We start from the raw sequence: 18,503 nt of genomic DNA, 5'->3' as shown, positions 1-18,503 counted from the left end.
GGCAGTCGAGGGGCTGGGGTGACCTGCTTGGGGGCGAGAGGTCACTGCAAGCATTGCAGCCCTTCGCCTTCCCCCGTAAAGCGCGCGCATGACACAGACCCTCGCGCCCAAGCCCTGGATCGATGCGATCGCCCCCTATGTGCCGGGGCGGTCCACCACCGACGACGGCCGCAAGGTCGCGAAGCTCTCGTCCAACGAGAATCCGCTTGGCACCAGCGAGGCGGCGCGCGCGGCGTTCATGGCCGGTGCGGCGTCGCTCGATCGCTATCCCGACGCTTCGGCGGCGGACCTGCGCGAGGCGATCGCCGCCGCGCATGGCGGGCTCGATCCGGCGCGGGTGATCTACGGCACCGGCTCCGACGAGATCCTCCACCTCGCCGCCGGCGCCTATGCGGGGCAGGGCGACGAGGTGCTGTTCGTCCGCTATGGCTTCTCGGTCTATCCGATCGCGGCGCGCCGGGTCGGCGCGACCCCGGTGCAGGCGCCCGACGCCGACTATGCGACCGACATCGATGCGCTGATCGCGCACATCACGCCGAAGACGCGGGTGATCTTCCTCGCCAATCCGAACAACCCGACCGGCACCTATACGAGCGGGGCGGAGATCGCGCGCCTCCACGCCGCGACCCCGGCCGATTGCCTGCTGGTGATCGACCAGGCCTATGCCGAATATCTCGAGGCGGGCGAGGACGACGGCGCCTTCGCGCTGGCGCAGTCGGCGGCCAACGTGCTGGTGACGCGGACCTTCTCGAAGATCTACGGCCTCGCCGCCGAACGGATCGGCTGGGGCTATGCCAGCGCGGCGGTGGTCGATGCCCTGCACCGCATCCGCGCGCCGTTCAACGTGACGACCGCCGGGCAGATGGCCGCGATCGCCGCGCTCGGCGACACCGGCTTCGTCGCGCGGAGCCGTGAGCATAATGCCCGCTGGCGCGCCTGGTTCGAGGATGAGATCGCCAGCCTCGGCAACCAGGGGCTGCGCGCCGTCCCGAGCAAGGCCAATTTCTCGCTGGTGCTGTTCGAAGGCAAGCTGACCGCCGAGCAGGCCTACAAGGGGCTGATGGAGGCGGGCTATATCGTTCGCTGGCTGCCCGGGCAGGGCCTGCCGCACGGCCTGCGCATCACCATCGGCACCGAGGAGGAGGTCCGCGGCCTTGCCGCCGTGATCCGCCGCATGGTCGAGGCGGCGGGCTGATGCTGCCCTTCGCCCGGGTCACGATCATCGGGCTGGGCCTGATCGGCTCCTCGGTCGCGCGCGCGGTGCAGGCGCAGATGCCGACCGTGCGGCTGACCGGCCACGACGCCAGTCCCGAGGTGCGCGAACGCGCGCGCGCCATCGGCTTCTGCGACGACGTCACCGACACGGCCGGCGCGGCGGTAGTCGACGCCGATCTCGTCATCTTCTGCGTGCCGGTCGGCGCGATGGCGGCGGCGGCGGCGGAGATCGCCGACGACCTGCCCGCCGACGCGATCGTCAGCGACGTCGGCTCGTCGAAGGAAAGCGTGCTCACGGCGCTGCGCGGCGCACTGCCCGACGCCACGATCATCCCCGCCCATCCGGTCGCGGGTACCGAGAATAGCGGCCCCGACGCGGGCTTCGCGACGCTGTTCCAGGGTCGCTGGTGCATCGTTACCCCGCCCGAGGGCGCCGATCCCACCGCGACCGAGCGGGTCGCCGAGTTCTGGCGGCGGCTGGGCGCCGACGTCGAGACGATGGACCCGCGCCACCATGACCGGGTGCTCGCCGTCACCAGCCATCTGCCGCACCTGATCGCCTACACGATCGTCGGCACCGCGTCCGACATGGAGGAGGTGACGCAGAGCGAGGTGATCAAATTCTCGGCCGGCGGCTTCCGCGACTTCACCCGCATCGCCGCGTCCGACCCGACGATGTGGCGCGACGTGTTCCTCAACAACAAGGACGCGGTGCTGGAGATGCTCCAGCGTTTCAGCGAGGACCTGACCGCGCTCCAGCGCGCGATCCGCTGGGGCGACGGCGACACGCTGTTCGACCTGTTCACCCGCACCCGCGCGATCCGCCGCTCGATCATCGAGCAGGGCCAGGACGACGCCGCCCCCGACTTCGGCCGCGCGCACTGATCCCGCGCGGCGGCGGTCCTCGCCGTCACTGTGGCAAATTTACCCGGCCGTCGGAATTGTGTCCGCAGCGGTTCATTCCCTGATTGTAACAATCGGTTCCCTTTATTAGTTGCGCCTGGCAACCGTCACGCCAGAAACGTGAAATTTCAACAGGTTGCTGAAATGAAGCCGCATCTCAAGCGGCGCGTACTTTATAAGGGGTACTTATCTTGAAGATGATCAAAATCGCGGCCGTCGCTGCCGCCCTCGCCGCGACTCCGGCGTTCGCCGCCGACTTCGCGGGTCCCTATGTGGGTGGTGGCGTCACGCTCGACAACGTCCAGGGCTCGGGCGCGCTCGAAGGCGTCGGCTTCTCGGGCGTCGGTGCGACCGCGTTCGCCGGCTACAACCTGCCGGTCGGCGCTTCCACCTTCGCCGGCGTCGAGGCGAACATCGACCTCAACACCGCCGATGCCGGCGGCGTCGAGGCGAAGTGGGGCTGGGGCGTCGGCGCCCGCTTCGGCTACAAGCTGAACGACAGCACCGCTCTCTATGCCCGCGCCGGCTATGCCCGCGGCAAGATCGAGGTGCTCGGTTCGAGCGGCTGGGGCGATGGCGTGCGCTACGGCGCAGGTCTCGAGACCCGCGTGACCGACAGCGTGTCGCTCCGCGCCGAGTTCACCCAGACCAACTATGAAGCGGACATCATCAACAACCAGGGCACCCTGGGCATCGTGTTCGGTTTCTGATCGAAACGGGGGAGGGCGCCGGGCGGGACCGGCGTCCTCCTTCCTTCACGGTCCGGACGGCCGCACGTTCAGTCAAAGCGTTCCGTAACCGTGGATCCCGCTTCGCGGGATGGCAAGGAGAGGGGCTTCATCCCGCCTCCGGCGGTGCTTGCGATCTCCCGGCATGACATTCGTGCCACTAGGCTCCGTCCGCCGGCCGCTCTAGGATAGGCGGATGGCCTATCTCTACCTCGCCATCGCGATCGTCGCCGAGGTGATCGGCACGACCGCGCTCAAGCTGTCCGACGGCTTCACCCGGCCGCTCGCCTCGGTCGCCACCTTGCTCGGCTACGGCGTCGCCTTCTTCTGCCTGTCGCTGACGCTGCGGACGATGCCGACCGGGGTGGCCTATGCGATCTGGTCGGGCGTCGGGCTGGTGCTGATCACCGGCGTCGCCTGGCTGTTCCAGGGCCAGAAGCTCGACATGGCCGCGCTGGTCGGCATGGCGCTGATCGTCGCCGGAGTGGCGGTGCTCAACCTCTTCTCGACCTCGATATCGTCCTGATGCGGACTATCAGCGGTCGAGCACATTCATCGCGGCATGGACGCGCGCCTCGATCTCGGCGCGGGGGAGTCCGGCGGGGACGGGATCGCCTAAGCGGATGGTGATGATGCCGGGGCGTTTCAGGAAGCTGTTGCGCGGCCACAACCGGCCGCTGTCGAGCGCGACCGGCACCACCGGCAGGTCGAGCGCCTTGTAGAGGCCGGCGAAGCCCGGCTGGAGCGGCGGCTGCTCGCCCGGCGCGACACGGGTGCCTTCGGGGAAGATCAGGATCGAACGGCCGCTGTCGCGTGCGGCGGTCGCTGCGCGCATCATCCGGCGCAGCGCCTTGGCCGATCCGGCGCGGTCGACCGGAATGACGCCCTCGCGACGGGCGATCTGCCCGAACAGCGGGATGTCGGCCAGCTCGCGCTTGAGCACGGCGGCCGGATCCCCGACGATCAGCAGCAGCTCGAGCGTCTCGAACATCGATTGGTGCTTGGCGGCGTAGAGGTGCGGGCCCGGCGGCACGACGCCCTCGACCGACGAGCGGATGCCGAGGATCCAGCGCGCGCACCAGCGGTGGAAGCGTGCCCAGCGTAGCGCGTGCCGCCGCAGCGGCGCGTCGCCGAACGGCACGATCAGGAAGGCGGTCAGCACCGCGACCACGGTGCCGGCATAGAAGAGGATCGCGAACAGGGTCGAGCGCAGGACGGTCATCAGATCCCGATCAGGGCGGCGATCCGCCGCAACAGATATTTGTTGTACTCACGCACCAGATCGATGAGCCCGGGCTCGGTCGGCACCGCGTCGGTGACGATCTCCAGCCCGTCGCCAGTCGCGTTGCGCAGGTCGAAGCGCGCGCGCACCATGTGCCAGTCGGAGGTGACGAGGCGGATCGACGTGTAGCGGCGGCGCGCGATCCAGCCCGCCGCCTCCGCCGCGTTGGAGCGCGTGTCGACCGATTCATGGCCGAGGTCGACGCAGCATTCGACCAGCGCCATCGGGGCCTTGAACTGCACGGCCAGCTCGTGCGGGCGGACCCGCCGGTCGGCGCCGGAGATCAGCAGCCGCTTCGCCTGCTTCGCCTCGAGCAGGCGCAGGCCGCGTTCGACGCGGCCGCGCCCGCCGGTCATCACGACGATGCCCTCGGTGACGACGCCATCGGGCGCGGGTTGCGGCAGGAACAGGGCAAAGGCCATGAAGCCCGCGATCCACAGCAGCAGGGCGGCCGCCGCCGCGCGGACGATCACAGCCGCCGCCTGAGCGCGAGGATGATCGTCGCCCGCGCGGCCAGCGTCGCGAGCAGCGTGCCGGCGAGCGGCAGCAGCGCAAGCATGCCCCAGGCGGCGAGCGGCAGGTCGACCGATCCGATCAGGTCCGATCCGACCCGGGCGATGCGATCGCCGACCGCGAAGATCACCAGTGAGGCGAGCAGCAGCCCGACCATCCCGCCGAACAGCGCGTCGGTCGCGATGCGCCGCTGGAAGAGCTGGGCGATCTGCGCGTCGGTCGAGCCGAGGTGGTGCATCACGTCGATCGTCGCCTGGTGGGTGTTGAGCGCCGACCGCGCGGCGAGCACGACGGTGAACGCCGCCGCCGCCGCCATCAGCAGGACGAGCACCGCCGCCAGCCAGCGCAGCGAGGCGATCAGCCCGGCGAGCGGCGCCAGCCATTGCGCATGGTCGTCGATCCGCGCGCGGGGACCGAGCGCCAGTACCGCCGCCTCGGCGGCGCGTTGCGCGCCATCGGCGCCGGGAACGAAGGCGACGTCGATCATCGCCGGCACCGGCAGGTCGTTGTCGGCAAGGCCCGCACCCAGCCAGGGGCGCAGCAGCTCGGTGATCTCGCCGTCGCTGATCCGGCGCACCGCGGCGACGCCCGGCTGCTTGCCCAGCGTCGCGACGATGCGGTCGGCGGTGGCGTCGCGCCGCGCCTGATCGGCGTCGACGATCTGGACGGTGATCTGCCCCGACAGATGCGAATCGAGCCCGCGAGCGGCGAAGCCCAGCGCCAGTCCGGCCGCGGCGGCGAGCACCATCAGGAACATCATGATCGCGATCACCCAGGGCATCGGCCCCGACAGCCAGCCCTCGGGCAGCAGCCGGCGGCCCGCGGCACTGGTCAGCCAGTTGCCCGATCCTCTCCCGAACAGCGCCATCAGCGGGGCGCCGCTTCGAGGCGGCCATTGTCCAGCCTGCCATTGTCCAGCCTGCCATTGTCCAGCCTGATCGTCTGGGCGTGGTGGACGCGCGGGATCAGATGCAGGTCGTGGGTCGCCACCAAAATCGTCGTGCCGAGCTTGTTGAGCGCCTCGAACAGATAGAGCAGCCGCCCCGCCATGTCGGGATCGACATTGCCGGTCGGCTCGTCGGCGACGAGGATCTCGGGCCGGCCGATCACCGCGCGGGCGATCGCGACGCGCTGCTGCTCGCCGCCAGACAGGGTGGCGGGGCGGGCATAGGCGCGGCCCGACAGGCCGACCCATTCGAGCATCTCGCGCACCGGCGTGTCGATGTCGGCTTCGGCGACGCCGTTCACGCGCAACGGCAGCGCGATGTTCTCATAAGCCGACAAATGCGGGATCAGGCGGAAGTCCTGGAACACCGTGCCGATGCGGCGGCGGAAGCCGGGCATGCGCGCGCGGGGCAGGGTGACGACGTCCTCCCCGAACATCCGGATCAGCCCGCGGCTCGGCCGCTGCGCCAGATAGATCAGCCGCAGCAGCGAACTCTTGCCCGCGCCCGACGGCCCGGTCAGGAAATAGAAGGCGCCCGCCGCCAGCCCGAAGCTGAGATCGCTCAGCGTCTCGGCGCCGGACCCGTAGCGCAGGCCGACATTCTCGAATTGGACGATGTTGGCGGCCCCCGGCCTCATCCGTCCTGCCTCACCGGATCGACACCTCGCACATGCCGCGAGCCATGGCACAGCATCGTCCCTCCCGCAAATGCTTGCAGCCGGAGTCGTGTCGGGGTTAGGGAGGTGAACGTGATACTCATCTGCCCCGCCTGCCAGACCCGCTATCTCGTTCCCGACGCCTCGATCGGCGCGACCGGCCGGCAGGTGCGCTGCGCAAGCTGCCGCCACAGCTGGTTCCAGGGGCCGCCCGAGCCCGCCGCCGCCGAGGTCCCGGCGGCTCCCGCGCCGGCTGCGCCGCCGCCCCAATCGACCATCGTCGAACCGGTGCCGCCGCCTGCGACCGCCGACAGCGAGCAGGCCGAGGCGGAGGTCCAGGCGCGCTATGACGGGCCGCAAGAGGTCGCCCCGATCCACGACCGTCCGATCCACGACCGGGTGCCCGCGCTCGCCGGCCGGCCGCGCCGCAACACCGCGAAGCTGCTGACGATCGCCTCGGCGATCATCGCGCTGGTGCTGGTGGCGGCGATCGGCGCCGTCGTCGCGGTCGGGCCCGACAAGCTGGCCGAGCGGCTGGGCCTCGTGCCCGCACCGGTCCCGCTGCTGATCGAGATGACCGGCAAGCCCGAGCGGCGCGAGACGGCGAGCGGCAACGAGCTGCTGGCGGTGACCGGCAAGATCGTCAACCCGACCGACCAGCCCCAGCCGGTCCGCGACATCCGCGCCGAGCTGCGCGACATGCAGGGCCGCACCGTCTATAGCTGGACGATCACCCGCCCGGTGCCGATGCTGGTCCCCGGCGGATCGGCCGAGTTCGACAGCGCCGCCGTCGACATCCCGCGCGGGGCGAAGAACCTGCATCTGAGCTTCATCGGCCCGACCGGGAGCTGAGGGCGGCGCGCGTCCCGAATGCGTCATCCTGGCGAACGCCGGGATCTCTCTTCCCTTTCTTTGCTCTGCCGGGGAACAAGCCAGGAAGATTCCAGCTTTCGCTGGAATGACGAAGCGGAAGGGAAAGGAGACGACATGCGCATCGGCGTGCTGACCGGCGGCGGCGACGTTCCAGGACTCAATCCCTGCATCCGATCGATCGCGCTGTCGGCGCTCGACCGCGGCTGGGAGGTGATCGGCTTCCGGCGCGGCTGGCAGGGTTTCCTCGAGATCGACCCCGCCGAGCGGGAGAGCGTCGCCGCGCACAGCATCGTGCTCGACCGCGAGGCGGTGCGCGGGATCGACCGGGTCGGCGGCACGATGCTCCACACCTCGCGCACCGACCCGCGCACGGTGGCGGGCGGCGACCGCACCGGCCATGTGCTCAAGGTGCTCGACGCGCTCGGCGTCGATGCGCTGATCACGCTGGGCGGCGACGGGACGCTGCGCTTCTCGGCGCATCTGTCGGCGAAGGGTTTCCCGGTCGTCTCGATCCCCAAGACGATGGACAACGACGTGTTCGGGACCGACTATTGCATCGGCTTCTCGACCGCGATCACCCGATCGGTCGACGCGATCAACGCGCTGCGCACCACCGCCGAGAGCCATGAGCGGATCGCGATCGTCGAGCTGTTCGGGCGGCGGAGCGGGGAGACCGCCCTGCTCGCCGGCTTCCTGGCGCAGGTCGACCGCACCGTGATCGCCGAGGTGCCGGCCGATCCCGACCTGCTGCTGCCGCTGCTCGCCGCCGATCGCCGCAGCCGGCCCGGCGCCTATGCGATGTGCGTGATCTCGGAAGGGGCGAAGCTGGCCGGCGACGAGGCGGGCGACGGCGACCGCGGGCTATCGGCCACCAAGCGCAGCGAGACTGCGGTCAGCCGGCGGCTGGCGCTGCTGATCGAGGAGCGGGCGAAGGAGGGGACGATCGTCCAGCAGCTCGCCTATCTGATGCGGTCGGGCGATCCCGACGCGCTCGACCGGATGGTCGGCTTCGCCTTTGGCGGCCTCGCCATCCAGAAGATCGAGGCAGGCGAGACGGGCCGGATGCTGGCGCTGCGCGACGGCAATTACTGCCATGTGCCGATCGACACGCTGCTGGGCGGCACCAAGACGGTCGACGTCGACAGGCTCTATGATCGGGCGCGCTACCGGCCGAAGCTGACCCATGTCGAGGGCATGCCGATGTTCCTCTATTGAGGGCGCGGGACGGCCGGCAAGATTTATCGCGATAGCCCATTGCGCCCCGCCGAACCCTTTGCTAGTGGCGCGGGCCTGCCAGCATCCCGGCCATCCGGGATTCTCCTCGGTGTGCGGTCGTGGCGGAACTGGTAGACGCGCAACGTTGAGGTCGTTGTGGCCGAAAGGCCGTGGAAGTTCGAGTCTTCTCGACCGCACCACCCCCCATCCTGATCGCTTGTAATCGCTCAGCCTTCCCTTCGGGGGACGCCCCTTGCCGCCGTCTCGCGGCCTGCGATCAGCCGCCCAGGGCGCGGGCGATCGCCGTGGCGCAGGCCGTCACCGCCGGGGCGATGCGGTCCGCGTCCAGTTCGATCAGCGCGACGACGCCGACGCTCGCCTCGAAGCGCATCGGCCCGCCGGCGCTCGCACGGATCGGGCTGGCGAGCCCGACGGCTCCCTTCTGCAATTGTCCATAGGTCAGGCTATATCCGTCGCGGCGCGCCCGCAGCACCGCCTCGCTCTCGCCGGGCGCCGGTTCGCGGCCGCTGAGGATCGCGATTCCGGCGGCGCCCCGGTCGAGCGGATGGCGGCTGCCGACGCGATAGGCGATGCCCATCACGCTGTCGCGCGGCTCGCAGACGAGGATCGCCACGCCTTCCCCGCCCTCCGCGACCGACAGGAAGGCGGTGCATTCCGTATCGTTGGCGAGGCTCTGCAGCAGCGGATGGGCGGCGGCGCGCAGCTGCGGCTGGAACGCCCTGGCGAGCGTCAGCACGCCGACGCCCAGCCGGAGCTGGCCGTCGGGACCGCGCGAGACCATCGCCCGCTGTTCGAGCGTCGCCGCGAGCCGGTAGGCGATCGCACGATGGATGCCGAGCTGGCCGGCGAGCTGCGCGATGCTCATTCCGTCCGGATGCCGCGCCAGCAGGTCGAGCAGCAGGAGCCCGCGGTCCAGCGTCTGGAGCGCGGCCGGAGCGGCCTTCGTCGCGTCTCTGTCCGGTTCCCGTCCCTTGCCCGCCACGCTGCCCCCTCGATCGATGTCCGCTGGTGCCATGGTCCGACTCGCTTGACCATGGCCTCTGGCTGGCGCATTTCTCTCTATAAGAACAAAAAGTGCGATATCAGTAACAGATTCATTTCTTCCCGTCGTGCACCGAAGGTCGATCGCAATGAGCCAAACCCCATCGGCGAGGTGCCCCTTCCACGCCGCCACCGACGCGGAGATCGCGGGCGCCGTCGCGGATTTCGACGTGTTCGAAGGGCCGTTCACGGTCGATCCGGCGGCCGCGATGCGCCTGTTCCGCGAACGCCGGCCGATCTTCTTCAGCCCGAAGCTCGGCTATTGGGTGGTCAGCCGCTACGAGGACGTGAAGGACGTGTTCCGCGACACCGGCGCCTTCTCGCCCGCCAATGCGCTGGAGAAGGTCACGCCGAGTTCGGCGGAGGCGAACGCGATCCTGGCCTCGCACGATTATGCGATGAACCGTACGCTGGTGAACGAGGACGAGCCCGCGCATATGGAGCGGCGGCGCGCCCTGCTCCACAGCTTCCTGCCCGCCGAGCTGGAGAAGCATGCACCGATGGTACGCCGGCTGGTCGCCCGCTTCGTCGACCGCTTCGTCGACCGTGGCGAGGCCGATCTGGTCGATGAGCTGCTCTGGGAAGTCCCGCTGACGGTGGCGCTCCACTTCCTCGGCGTTCCCGAGGACGACATGGAGGTGTTGCGCCGCTATTCGATCGCGCACACCGTCAACACCTGGGGCCGCCCCTCGCCCGACCAGCAGGTCGCGGTGGCCGAGGCCGTCGGCAATTTCTGGACCTATTCGGGCCAGGTGCTCGATCGGATGCGCCTCGATCCATCGGGCGACGGGTGGATGGAATATGCCTTGCGCCGGCAGCGGGAGCTGCCCGACGTCGTCACCGATTCCTATCTCCATTCGATGATGATGGCCGGCATCGTCGCCGCGCACGAGACGACCGCCCATGCCACCGCCAACGCGCTGCGGCTGCTGCTCGAAGATCGCGAGGCCTGGGACGAGATCTGCCGGGACAGCGCGCTGATCCCCAATGCGGTCGAGGAATGCCTGCGCCTGTCGGGCTCGATCATCGCCTGGCGGCGCGTCGCCCTCAAGGATGCCGAGATCGCGGGCCAGCCCATCGCCGCGGGTGAGAGGATCCTCGTCGTGATGACGTCGGCGAACCATGACGGGCGGCATTTCGAGAACCCCGACATGCTCGATATCCGGCGCGACAACACCACCGATCATCTGTCGTTCGGCTATGGCGCCCATCAGTGCCTGGGCAAGAACCTCGCCCGGATGGAGATGCGCATCCTGCTGGAGGAACTGTCGCGCCGGCTGCCGCACATGCGCCTGGCCGAGCAGCGGTTCGACTATCTGCCGACGATCTCGTTCCGCGGGCCGGACCATCTGCGCGTCGTCTGGGACCCGGCCGGCAATCCGGAGCGGGCCGACGACCGGGCGAGGACGCCTCGTCCGCTGCACCTGCTCGGCTCGCCGCCCCGCAGCAGCCTCGCCCGCCCCGTCCGCGTCGCCGCGATCGAAGCCCTGACCGACGACATCAGGCAGATCACCCTGGTCGATCCGGAGGGGCGCGACCTGCCGCTCTGGAGCGCGGGCGCGCATATCGACCTGCTCGCGGGCGGCTTCCAGCGCAAATATTCACTGTGCGGCGATCCCGCGGACCGCAAGCGCTACGTCGTCGCGGTCAAGCGCGAGGCGGCCGGTCGCGGCGGTTCGCTCCATATCCATGGCGAGGTCCGGGTCGGCGACACCATCCGCATCCTTGGTCCGAAGAACCTGTTCCGCCTGCCCGATGGATCGGAACCGATCGTGCTGGTGGCCGGCGGCATCGGCATCACGCCGATCATCGCGATGGCCGACCGGCTGAAGAGCCAGGGCCGCCGCTATGAGGTCCATTATTGCGGGCGGGCCCGCGCGGCGATGGCCTATGCCGACCGGCTCGAACGCGATCACGGTGCGGCCGCGCATGTCCATGCCAGCCGGGAAGGCCGTCGCCTCGACCTGGCGGCGCTGGCCGGCGCGGGGAAGGATATGATTGTCGCCTGCGGCCCGGATCGGATGATCGACGCCTTGCAGGCGCTGTGCGCCGACGCGCCCGACCGGCTGCGCTTCGAGCATTTCTCGGCGGTCGAAACGCTGCTCGATCCTTCGGTCGAAGCGCCGTTCGAAGCCGAGCTGCGCGACTCTGGCCTGACCCTCACCGTGCCGGCCGACAGGACATTGCTTCAGGTGCTTCGCGAGGTCGGCATCGATCTGCCCTCGGATTGCGAGGAGGGCCTGTGCGGTTCGTGCGAGGTCGGCGTCGTCGACGGGGAGGTCGACCACAGGGACATGGTGCTGACCGCGAAGGAGCGCGCGGAGAACAGGCGGATGATGGCCTGCTGCTCGCGGAGCCGGACCGGGCGGATCGGCCTGAGCCTGTAGGCCCCGGCTGCGGTCAGTAAAGGAACGGCGTCAGGTCGATGTCCTCCAGCGGATAGTAGCGCTGGAAGTCGGCGCGCGGATTGCCGACGCCTATGGTCGCGTTTAAAAGTTGGCTGTCGCTCCGGAATTCCTCCACCACCGTCGTCACGCGCATCTCCCGCCAGGCGACCGCCACGCCGGCCCGGCGCGCTCCCTCCCCGCTGACCTGCTCGAACGCGACGATGCTGTCATGTTCGGCATCCCAGAAGCGCGTCCCGGTGTTCAGCGCGTCCTCGAGCACGTCGTCGGTGAAGAGCCGCGCGCCCGGGCGTGTCGCGTCGAGGCGCACGATCGCATGGGCGGAGGTGTTGGCGAGGACCCCCTGGTCGATCGCATGCGCCGCATCGACGATCCTTGCGACGTCGTCGACATGGTGGCCGATGACGGTGAGTCCCCGCACGAAATCGATCGCCTTCATCACCGGCTTGCCCCCGCCGAAGGTGATCGCGCCGAACACGGCGGCGGTATAGCCGAAGGTGTCGAGCGGCTCGCCCGACAGAAGGTCGCTGCCCGAGAAGCTCTCATAGACGTCGCGTGGCCAGCCGAGCGGCGACAGCGACACGGCGAGGTCGACTAGAGGCTTGGCGAGCTCCTGCGCGACCTGTGCCGCGACCGGATCGCCCGAATAGAGCTTCTGCGCGGCCTTGAGACGCAGCTGATCGGCGGCATCCAGGACGCGCAGGCCCTGCGGCGTCAGCCCGCTGCCCTCGCTTTCGAGGCCGGCGATCCCGGCGTCGAGCAGGATCTCGTCGCTGCGATAGTCGCGCAGGCGCGCCAGCAGCGACTCCCGGGGCAGGGCGGCGGGATCGAGCAGCGGGATGCGTTGCAGCTTGCCGGCTTCGTCGATGATCGCGACGGTGCGGACGGGAAGGTCGCCACGCTCGAAGAACCGCATCGCGGCGGCATCCGTCACCAGTGCATCGATCAGCTCGTCGGGCGCGCCGTTCGCCGCGAGCCGTGCCGCGCCGTCGAGCGCATCGTCCGCGATCCGGCGCGCGGGCGAGCCGGGACTCATGTCGCGCATCACCTTGCGGCGTTCCTGCAGGATCGTCCGGGCGGGCAGGGCCAGGTCGGGGGCGTAGGCGCGCGTGGGCGCGGAGATGCCGGCCACCGGCGGCGCATCGGCGGGGATGTCGGCCTCCGCCAATCGAGGCAGGCCGAGCTGCGGCGCGCCGATCGCGCCGGCCAGCGTCGCGGCGCTGGCATCGGCCGACGGGGCCGCCAGGAACCGGTCGATCTGCACGCGGGCTTCGGCGTTCACCTGGGCCTGTGCGGTCGAGAAGCGGACCCGGTCCGCACGCTCGCCATCGAGCCGGGTCGCGGCGACGCTGCTCAGCGTCTGCAGGGCAAGGCGGTTCTGGTCGCTCCATGCCCCCATCGCCGCGCGCGCCGGTTCGAAGCGCGCGGTGACCTCGCCGATCCGCTTCTCGATATTCGCCCTGACCCCGTCGATCCCGGCGGAGATGCGCGCATCGGCGCGGTAGCCGCCGTCGATCGCCCTGCCGAGGATCGACTGGCCCTGCGCGGAAGCGGTCGCGAACTGGCTCGCATAGCTCGAGCCCCCGGTCTGTCCGCAGCCATATCGTCCATTGCCGTTCCGCCAGAGTATGCAGAAGCCGAACTCGCCCGAACCGGCGATCCCGTCGGCCGCCAGGGCCTTCATCGCGATGCCGCGCTTCTCGAAGAAGGCGGCCTCGGTTCCGGGCTGCGCGGCGATCTCATCGGGCGCGGGGTCCGGCCCGCTGCCGCTGCCGCAGCCGCCGGCCGGCAATGCCGCGCGGAGCTGCGCGGCGCGGGTGCGTGCCGCCTTCGACGCCTCCATCCGGCTGTCGAGCAGCGGTTGCAGCGTCGCCAGCGACCGCTGATTCCCGAAGGCCTCGTACACCGATTCGGCATAGCCGTTCGCCTCGTCGAGCGCTTCGAGCGCGCGCAGGCCGCCGGCATCGCGACAGGCGCGCATCGCCGTGAGTTCCTTGCGGGCGGCATAGCTTGCGGTGCGGCCGATATCGCTCGACAGCCGCGCGCGTCCGAGAGTCTCGAACAGCCTGTCGAGCGGGCCGCCGCTTCCGGCCTGGCGGCGGACATTCTCGATCACGGCGGCGCTCAGCACGGCATGTGCCGCCGCGGAGCGCTCGGCGTTGAAGGCGACGAGATTCTTCCAGCGTTCGAGCAGCTTGTCCTGCGCGTCGCGCAGCGCCGGCGAGCTGCTCGCCTCGAACAGGGCGCGGTTCTCCAGGAAGAGCTTTTCATAGAGGGCGAACTGCGCGTCGGGTTTGATCAGCACCTTGCCCAGGCGCCGTGACGCGCGCGAGACCAGCCTGTCCTGCCGCTTGCGCTCGCGGCGGCACTCCTGCTCGTTCCAGGCATGGCGGCCCATGAGGTAGGCGGCCATCACGAACGGCGCGTAGGGGCCGGTATAATAAGAGAGAGCGAAGGCCACGTTGTCGACCATCGTCACGTTCGGCGGCGGATCGCCCGCCCCCGTGATCCTGCCGTCGTCGGCGATCGTCACGCCCACGTAGAAGCCGTAGCGCTGCGCCAGATCGAGCTGGGTGAGGTCGCCCATTTCCTGCAGCGACGCGACCAGCGAGGCGCGCCCGACATTGCCGAGCCCGGCGAGCTGGAACCGGTCGAGCGTCGGATCGGCCATGAGCTCGCGGTGCAGGCGCTGCAGCACGGCCAGCTCGGCGCGGAGCTGTGCGAGCGCATCCTCGATCGAGGCGGCATTCTGGTCGCGCAGGATCGCGCGAACCGTCTCCCGATCCGCGCCGCCGACGGCATCCGCGGCGCCGATCGTCCCCTCGGACGCGCGGATCGCGGCGGTGAGCGCATCGAGGCGGGCGGCGACCTCCACGGTGCGCCAGTTGAGTTCCTCGAAGCCGATCAGGAAGGCATTGAACGTCCGTGCCTTGAAATCGGCTTCGGCGAGCAGGCGGGATTGCCGGCCGGCATCGTCGTCGACCCATCTGAGCAGCTTCTCGCCATAATCGAGCGGGCAGGAGCCAAGGGCGCCGGCCGGCGGCAGCGCCGCCGAAAGGGCCAGGGCGGCAAGGGCTTTTCGAAGCATCGCCTTCCTCATGGAGCGGGATCGGGCAGGCCGAACTGGGCGCGCAGCGCGGCGCCGTTCTGGCCGGCCGCCTGGTCGGGGATGAGGGTGTCGCGCGGCGACAGCTTCGCCCGGATGATGTCGCGCGTCTTGGGCGGCACCATGTTGGCCAGCGTCGCGGGATCGACGAACTGCGCATATTCGAGGATCAGGCTCTGATAGTCGCGCACCTGCCGGTCGATCTCGTCCTCGAACTGGCCGAGCAGGATATGCACCGCGTTCGAGCTGGCCGAGAGCGCGGCGCGGGCGCGCTCGAGCATCGCGAGGGTGTTGCGCAGGTCCAGGCATCCGCCGGCGGCGCAGCCCGACAGGCGCGCCCTGATCCATGCGATCTGGACCTCGACCTCCTCGGCGGTGAGGATGCCGTCGGCGTTGAGCGCGCCGTGCAGGGCGACGAGGTTCTGGTCGATCGCGGCGATGTCGACGAGGCGGCGGCGGAGGTCGTTGGCGACGCCCTCGGGATAGGCCAGCGCGGCGTCGGCCGATCGCACCCGGATCGCGGCGTCCAGCGTCTTCCGCTCGATCAGCAGGTCCTCGGCATCGGGCGTCGAGCCGCCGAGCGCGGCATCTATCCTGCGCCGCCGATCCTGGAGCCGGGCGATATCGACATAGGCCTGGGTGCGCAGCCGATCCTCGTAGGTCGTCGGCAGGCGGGGCGGGCCGCGATGCCAGCGGATGCGCGTCTCTGCGCCGAACAGGCGCGACTGGCGTGGGCCGAGCTTGACCGTCAGTGCGCCCTTGCTCCGGTCGAAGCGGCGCGACGTCCCCGGATAGACGTTTTCCGTCCGTCCGTTCTGGACGACGACGAGCGGCATGGCGGGAACGTCCTCGGGGCCCCCGAGCCCCTCGCGCAGGGGGAAGCCGTAGGCCTCGTTGGGGTTGAAGACCTCGACCTCGCCGTAGCAGGTCGGGTTGCCCGGTTCGTCGAAGGCGCAGGCCGGGACGCGCAGCTCGCCTTCGATCGAATGGATGATCCCCTGGTAGATCCATTCCTGTTGGAGCGCGAAGCGCTCGCCGTCGTCGATCGGCCTGCGCGACGATGTCGCCAGCTCCTTCATGCTCGCCGAGCGAAGCGGATCGGCCGTCGAAGGATCGCCGCGCAGGGTGATGACCTCGCCGAAGCAGGTCGGCGGGCGCGACACGCATTTGAGCGACCAGACGAGATCGGGGAGCGCCTGGGCCTGGTTGGCCGCGAAGTGGCGCAAGACCTCTGCGGGGGACTGGCGGGCGCCGGCCGGGCCCAGGTCGATGCGCTTGTCGCGCAGCAGGCGGATGCGCAACGCGGTGTCGACCCGTGCCGAGCGCGGATAGTCGACATCGGCACGCTGGAAGCCGTTGCGCGCCTCGAAGCTGATCGCGGCGCCCTGGAGCAGCAGATGCTCCGAGATGGCGTCCCGGCCGAGCTGGAGCGCCAGGGTCAGCGGCGTCCTGCCGAAACCGTCGGCGGCATCGATGTCCGCACCGCCGTCGAGAAGCTGGGCGACCTTGAAGCGGTCGTCGGCGCGCACCGCGGCGTGGAGCGTGCCGCCGCCCGTATCGACGGCGGCATAGACCGCGTCCAGGCGGGTGACGGTGGCGGGCTTCGCCGCGGCGGCCATCGCCGCGGTCTGGCCGAAGCGGTTGCGCTTCTGGACGTCGAGGCCGGCGTTGACGAGCACCGCCAGCGCGGCGATGCGCGGCGGGGTGAGCACGACGCGCGTACCTGTCGCCCGCGCATCGTCGCGGACGAAGCGGTACAGGACCGTCTCTCCATTGTCGTTGCTGGCCGAGGGATCGACACCGCTTTCGATCAGCAGCCTGAGCATGTTGGCCCGGCCGTAGTCGACCATCTGCTGAAGCACCTCGAACCGGTTCGAGGCGGGAATTTCGAGGCCGGCCGCGAGCAGCCGCGCGAGGACCTTGTCGCCGCCCCAGACCGCCAGCTCCCGTAGCATGGCGAGGCTGGCTGCGCCGGGCGCCGGGCGGGCGCCCGCATCGAGCAGCGCCAGCGCCGGGGTTTCGCGCGGCAGCCGGTCGACGGCTTCGCCGAGCAGGTCTCCGGCAAGGTCGCGGGCGCCATGGTTGAGCACCCAGTCGAGCATCGCGCGGCTTTCGAAGAGGATCGCCATGCGCAGCTCGCCGGCGCCGGCGCGGGCACCTGCCGTGTAGAGGGCGTCGAGAAAGGCGTAATCGACCTTGCCGCCCGCCATGTTCGAACTGAGCGTACTGCCGCTGAACCGGGGATTTGCGAAGTCGAAGCCCAGTTCCCGCAATTGCTGCGGCATGCTGTACTGCGCCGCACCGAGGGTGCGCCGGGGCGACATGAAGGCGTCGTGCAGGACCATGCCGTGGAGCACCGAGCGCCCCGCAGGGTCGGCTTCGTTGATGTCGGCGCCACGCTGGACCAGATAGGCGACCACCTGCGGCCAGCCGGCGCGGACCGCCGCACGCAGCGCCCAGTCGGTCGGCTCCTGTCCCGCGGCGTTGCGCGCGCCCGCGTCGAGCAGCGCGGCGACGATCGCCAGGTTGCCGCTCTCGGCCGCCGCGACCAGCGCGCGCGGCTGATCGGTCCCGGCCGTGTCGACGCCGGCCCCCGCGGCGAGGAGCCGCCGCACCGTCTCGACGCTTCCCGACACCGCGGCTTCGGGCAGGGCGAGCCGCCCGTCGGGGGCGGGGGCATCGGCCTTGGCGCCGGCGGCAAGCAGCGCTTCGACCTCGGAAAGCTCCCCGCGCGCGGCCGACGCGACGAGCCGCGCCTGGAGCTGCACCGGGGTCGTGCCGACCGCGATGCCGTAGCGCGCGGCGAGCACGGTCAGCAGATCGCCATCGTTGCGCGCCGCGGCGAGCGTGGCGAGACTATTGCCTTCATCGTCGACGGCCGCGAGGTCATGGCCCTGCGCGACGAGCGCCGCCAGCATCTGCTCGAAGGCGTTGCCGTCGGGCTTTTCCTGCAGGCCCTGCATCGCGATCAGCGCGCCGGCCATCGAGCGTGCCTGTGCGGTCTCGTCGTCGGAGGCGATGGCGTCGAGGAAGGCCGCGCGCATCGCCGCTGCGCGCGCGGCGGGCAGGCGCCGGGCGACCCATAGCGCCAGGGGAGGGGTGTCGGCGCCCGGCTTGCCGATCGCAGCCACCATCCGCGCAAAGATCGGGCCATCGTTGAGCAGCGCGGCCCGCATCAGCGCATCATGGTCGCCCCGCACGGGATCGGCGCCTCCGGCCAGCAGGGCGTCGACGATGTCGAGCGATCCGGAAAAGACCGCCGCGCCGAGCGGCGAGACATCCTCTTCGGCACCGAGCGTGACGGTGGCGTTGACGTCGGCGCCGCCGGCGATCGCCCCGGTCACCGCCGCGAGATCGCCGGATGCCGCTGCGCAGGCGAGCGCCGCATCCCGCTCCTGCGGGCAGACGGGAGCGGCGGAGCCATGGGAGGCGAGCGCAAGCATCATCACGAGCATGGTCCCGCGCCACAGTCGTCGCATGCGTTTCTCCCCCCGGAGAGGGAAGCTTAGCGCGCCGCGTTTGGCGCGCAAGACCAGTTCGATTGGATGGGGAACCTGGAGCTTCAGGCCATCATTTCACCACGATTGCGGCGGCAGATG

General features: G+C 70.3%; 14 protein-coding genes and 1 tRNA gene. 8 read left to right on the top strand and 7 right to left on the bottom strand.

Annotation, left to right across the window (positions count from 1 at the left end):
* Positions 1-88: 88 nt before the first annotated feature.
* From hisC to B5X82_RS15005, 4 genes are all read left to right on the top strand, one after another.
* The gene (gene hisC, locus B5X82_RS15020; protein WP_079648973.1) at positions 89-1,195 is read left to right on the top strand and encodes a histidinol-phosphate transaminase; all 1,107 of its coding nucleotides are present in this window, start codon (positions 89-91) and stop codon (positions 1,193-1,195) included.
* On the top strand, positions 1,195-2,100 hold the full coding sequence (locus tag B5X82_RS15015; protein WP_079648972.1) for a prephenate/arogenate dehydrogenase family protein: 906 nt from the start codon (positions 1,195-1,197) through the stop codon (positions 2,098-2,100). Before hisC ends, B5X82_RS15015 begins: the two co-directional genes overlap by 1 nt.
* A 215-nt stretch (positions 2,101-2,315) precedes the next feature.
* The gene (locus B5X82_RS15010; protein ID WP_223811432.1) at positions 2,316-2,828 is read left to right on the top strand and encodes an outer membrane protein; all 513 of its coding nucleotides are present in this window, start codon (positions 2,316-2,318) and stop codon (positions 2,826-2,828) included.
* Between the two features lie 214 nt (positions 2,829-3,042).
* Complete coding sequence (locus B5X82_RS15005) at positions 3,043-3,372, top strand: DMT family transporter (protein ID WP_079648970.1); 330 nt, start codon at positions 3,043-3,045, stop codon at positions 3,370-3,372.
* A gap of 9 nt (positions 3,373-3,381) precedes the next feature.
* On the opposite strand, the gene B5X82_RS15000 is transcribed toward B5X82_RS15005, so the two are convergent.
* From B5X82_RS15000 to ftsE, 4 genes are read right to left on the bottom strand one after another with little or no spacing between them, the layout of a single operon-like run.
* On the bottom strand, positions 3,382-4,068 hold the full coding sequence (locus B5X82_RS15000; RefSeq protein ID WP_079648969.1) for a lysophospholipid acyltransferase family protein: 687 nt from the start codon (positions 4,066-4,068) through the stop codon (positions 3,382-3,384).
* Positions 4,068-4,601 (bottom strand): YdcF family protein, encoded by a 534-nt coding sequence (locus tag B5X82_RS14995; protein WP_079648968.1) that lies wholly within the window; start codon positions 4,599-4,601, stop codon positions 4,068-4,070. The genes B5X82_RS15000 and B5X82_RS14995 overlap by 1 nt, the downstream gene beginning before the upstream one ends.
* A complete protein-coding gene (locus B5X82_RS14990) occupies positions 4,598-5,509 on the bottom strand; it encodes a cell division protein FtsX (protein ID WP_079648967.1) in 912 nt (303 codons plus the stop codon). The genes B5X82_RS14995 and B5X82_RS14990 overlap by 4 nt, the downstream gene beginning before the upstream one ends.
* Complete coding sequence (ftsE, locus tag B5X82_RS14985) at positions 5,509-6,225, bottom strand: cell division ATP-binding protein FtsE (RefSeq protein WP_079648966.1); 717 nt, start codon at positions 6,223-6,225, stop codon at positions 5,509-5,511. The genes B5X82_RS14990 and ftsE overlap by 1 nt, the downstream gene beginning before the upstream one ends.
* A gap of 105 nt (positions 6,226-6,330) precedes the next feature.
* Here ftsE and B5X82_RS14980 point away from each other — a divergent pair, with 105 nt between their 5' ends.
* From B5X82_RS14980 to B5X82_RS14970, 3 genes are all read left to right on the top strand, one after another.
* A complete protein-coding gene (locus B5X82_RS14980) occupies positions 6,331-7,095 on the top strand; it encodes a zinc-ribbon domain-containing protein (RefSeq protein ID WP_235862704.1) in 765 nt (254 codons plus the stop codon).
* Positions 7,096-7,230: 135 nt separating this feature from the next.
* Complete coding sequence (locus tag B5X82_RS14975) at positions 7,231-8,331, top strand: 6-phosphofructokinase (protein WP_079648964.1); 1,101 nt, start codon at positions 7,231-7,233, stop codon at positions 8,329-8,331.
* 113 nt (positions 8,332-8,444) lie between these two features.
* Positions 8,445-8,531 (top strand) — tRNA-Leu (locus B5X82_RS14970).
* A 77-nt stretch (positions 8,532-8,608) separates the two neighbouring features.
* Here the strand turns inward: B5X82_RS14970 and B5X82_RS14965 are convergent.
* Positions 8,609-9,367: an IclR family transcriptional regulator gene (locus tag B5X82_RS14965; RefSeq protein ID WP_079648963.1), complete on the bottom strand. Its 759-nt coding sequence runs from the start codon at positions 9,365-9,367 to the stop codon at positions 8,609-8,611.
* 115 nt (positions 9,368-9,482) lie between these two features.
* On the opposite strand from B5X82_RS14965, the gene B5X82_RS14960 reads away from it, so the two are divergent.
* A complete protein-coding gene (locus B5X82_RS14960) occupies positions 9,483-11,780 on the top strand; it encodes a cytochrome P450/oxidoreductase (protein WP_079648962.1) in 2,298 nt (765 codons plus the stop codon).
* Positions 11,781-11,793: 13 nt separating this feature from the next.
* On the opposite strand, the gene B5X82_RS14955 is transcribed toward B5X82_RS14960, so the two are convergent.
* Positions 11,794-14,886 (bottom strand): serine/threonine-protein kinase, encoded by a 3,093-nt coding sequence (locus tag B5X82_RS14955; protein ID WP_079648961.1) that lies wholly within the window; start codon positions 14,884-14,886, stop codon positions 11,794-11,796.
* 8 nt (positions 14,887-14,894) lie between these two features.
* Positions 14,895-18,383: an ankyrin repeat domain-containing protein gene (locus B5X82_RS14950; RefSeq protein ID WP_079648960.1), complete on the bottom strand. Its 3,489-nt coding sequence runs from the start codon at positions 18,381-18,383 to the stop codon at positions 14,895-14,897.
* Positions 18,384-18,503: the final 120 nt, after the last annotated feature.

This window comes from Rhizorhabdus histidinilytica (assembly GCF_900167915.1).
GTDB classification, from domain to species: domain Bacteria; phylum Pseudomonadota; class Alphaproteobacteria; order Sphingomonadales; family Sphingomonadaceae; genus Rhizorhabdus; species Rhizorhabdus histidinilytica.
The sequence above is the reverse complement of the archived record's forward strand: the minus strand, read 5'-3'. Positions and strand labels throughout refer to the sequence as shown.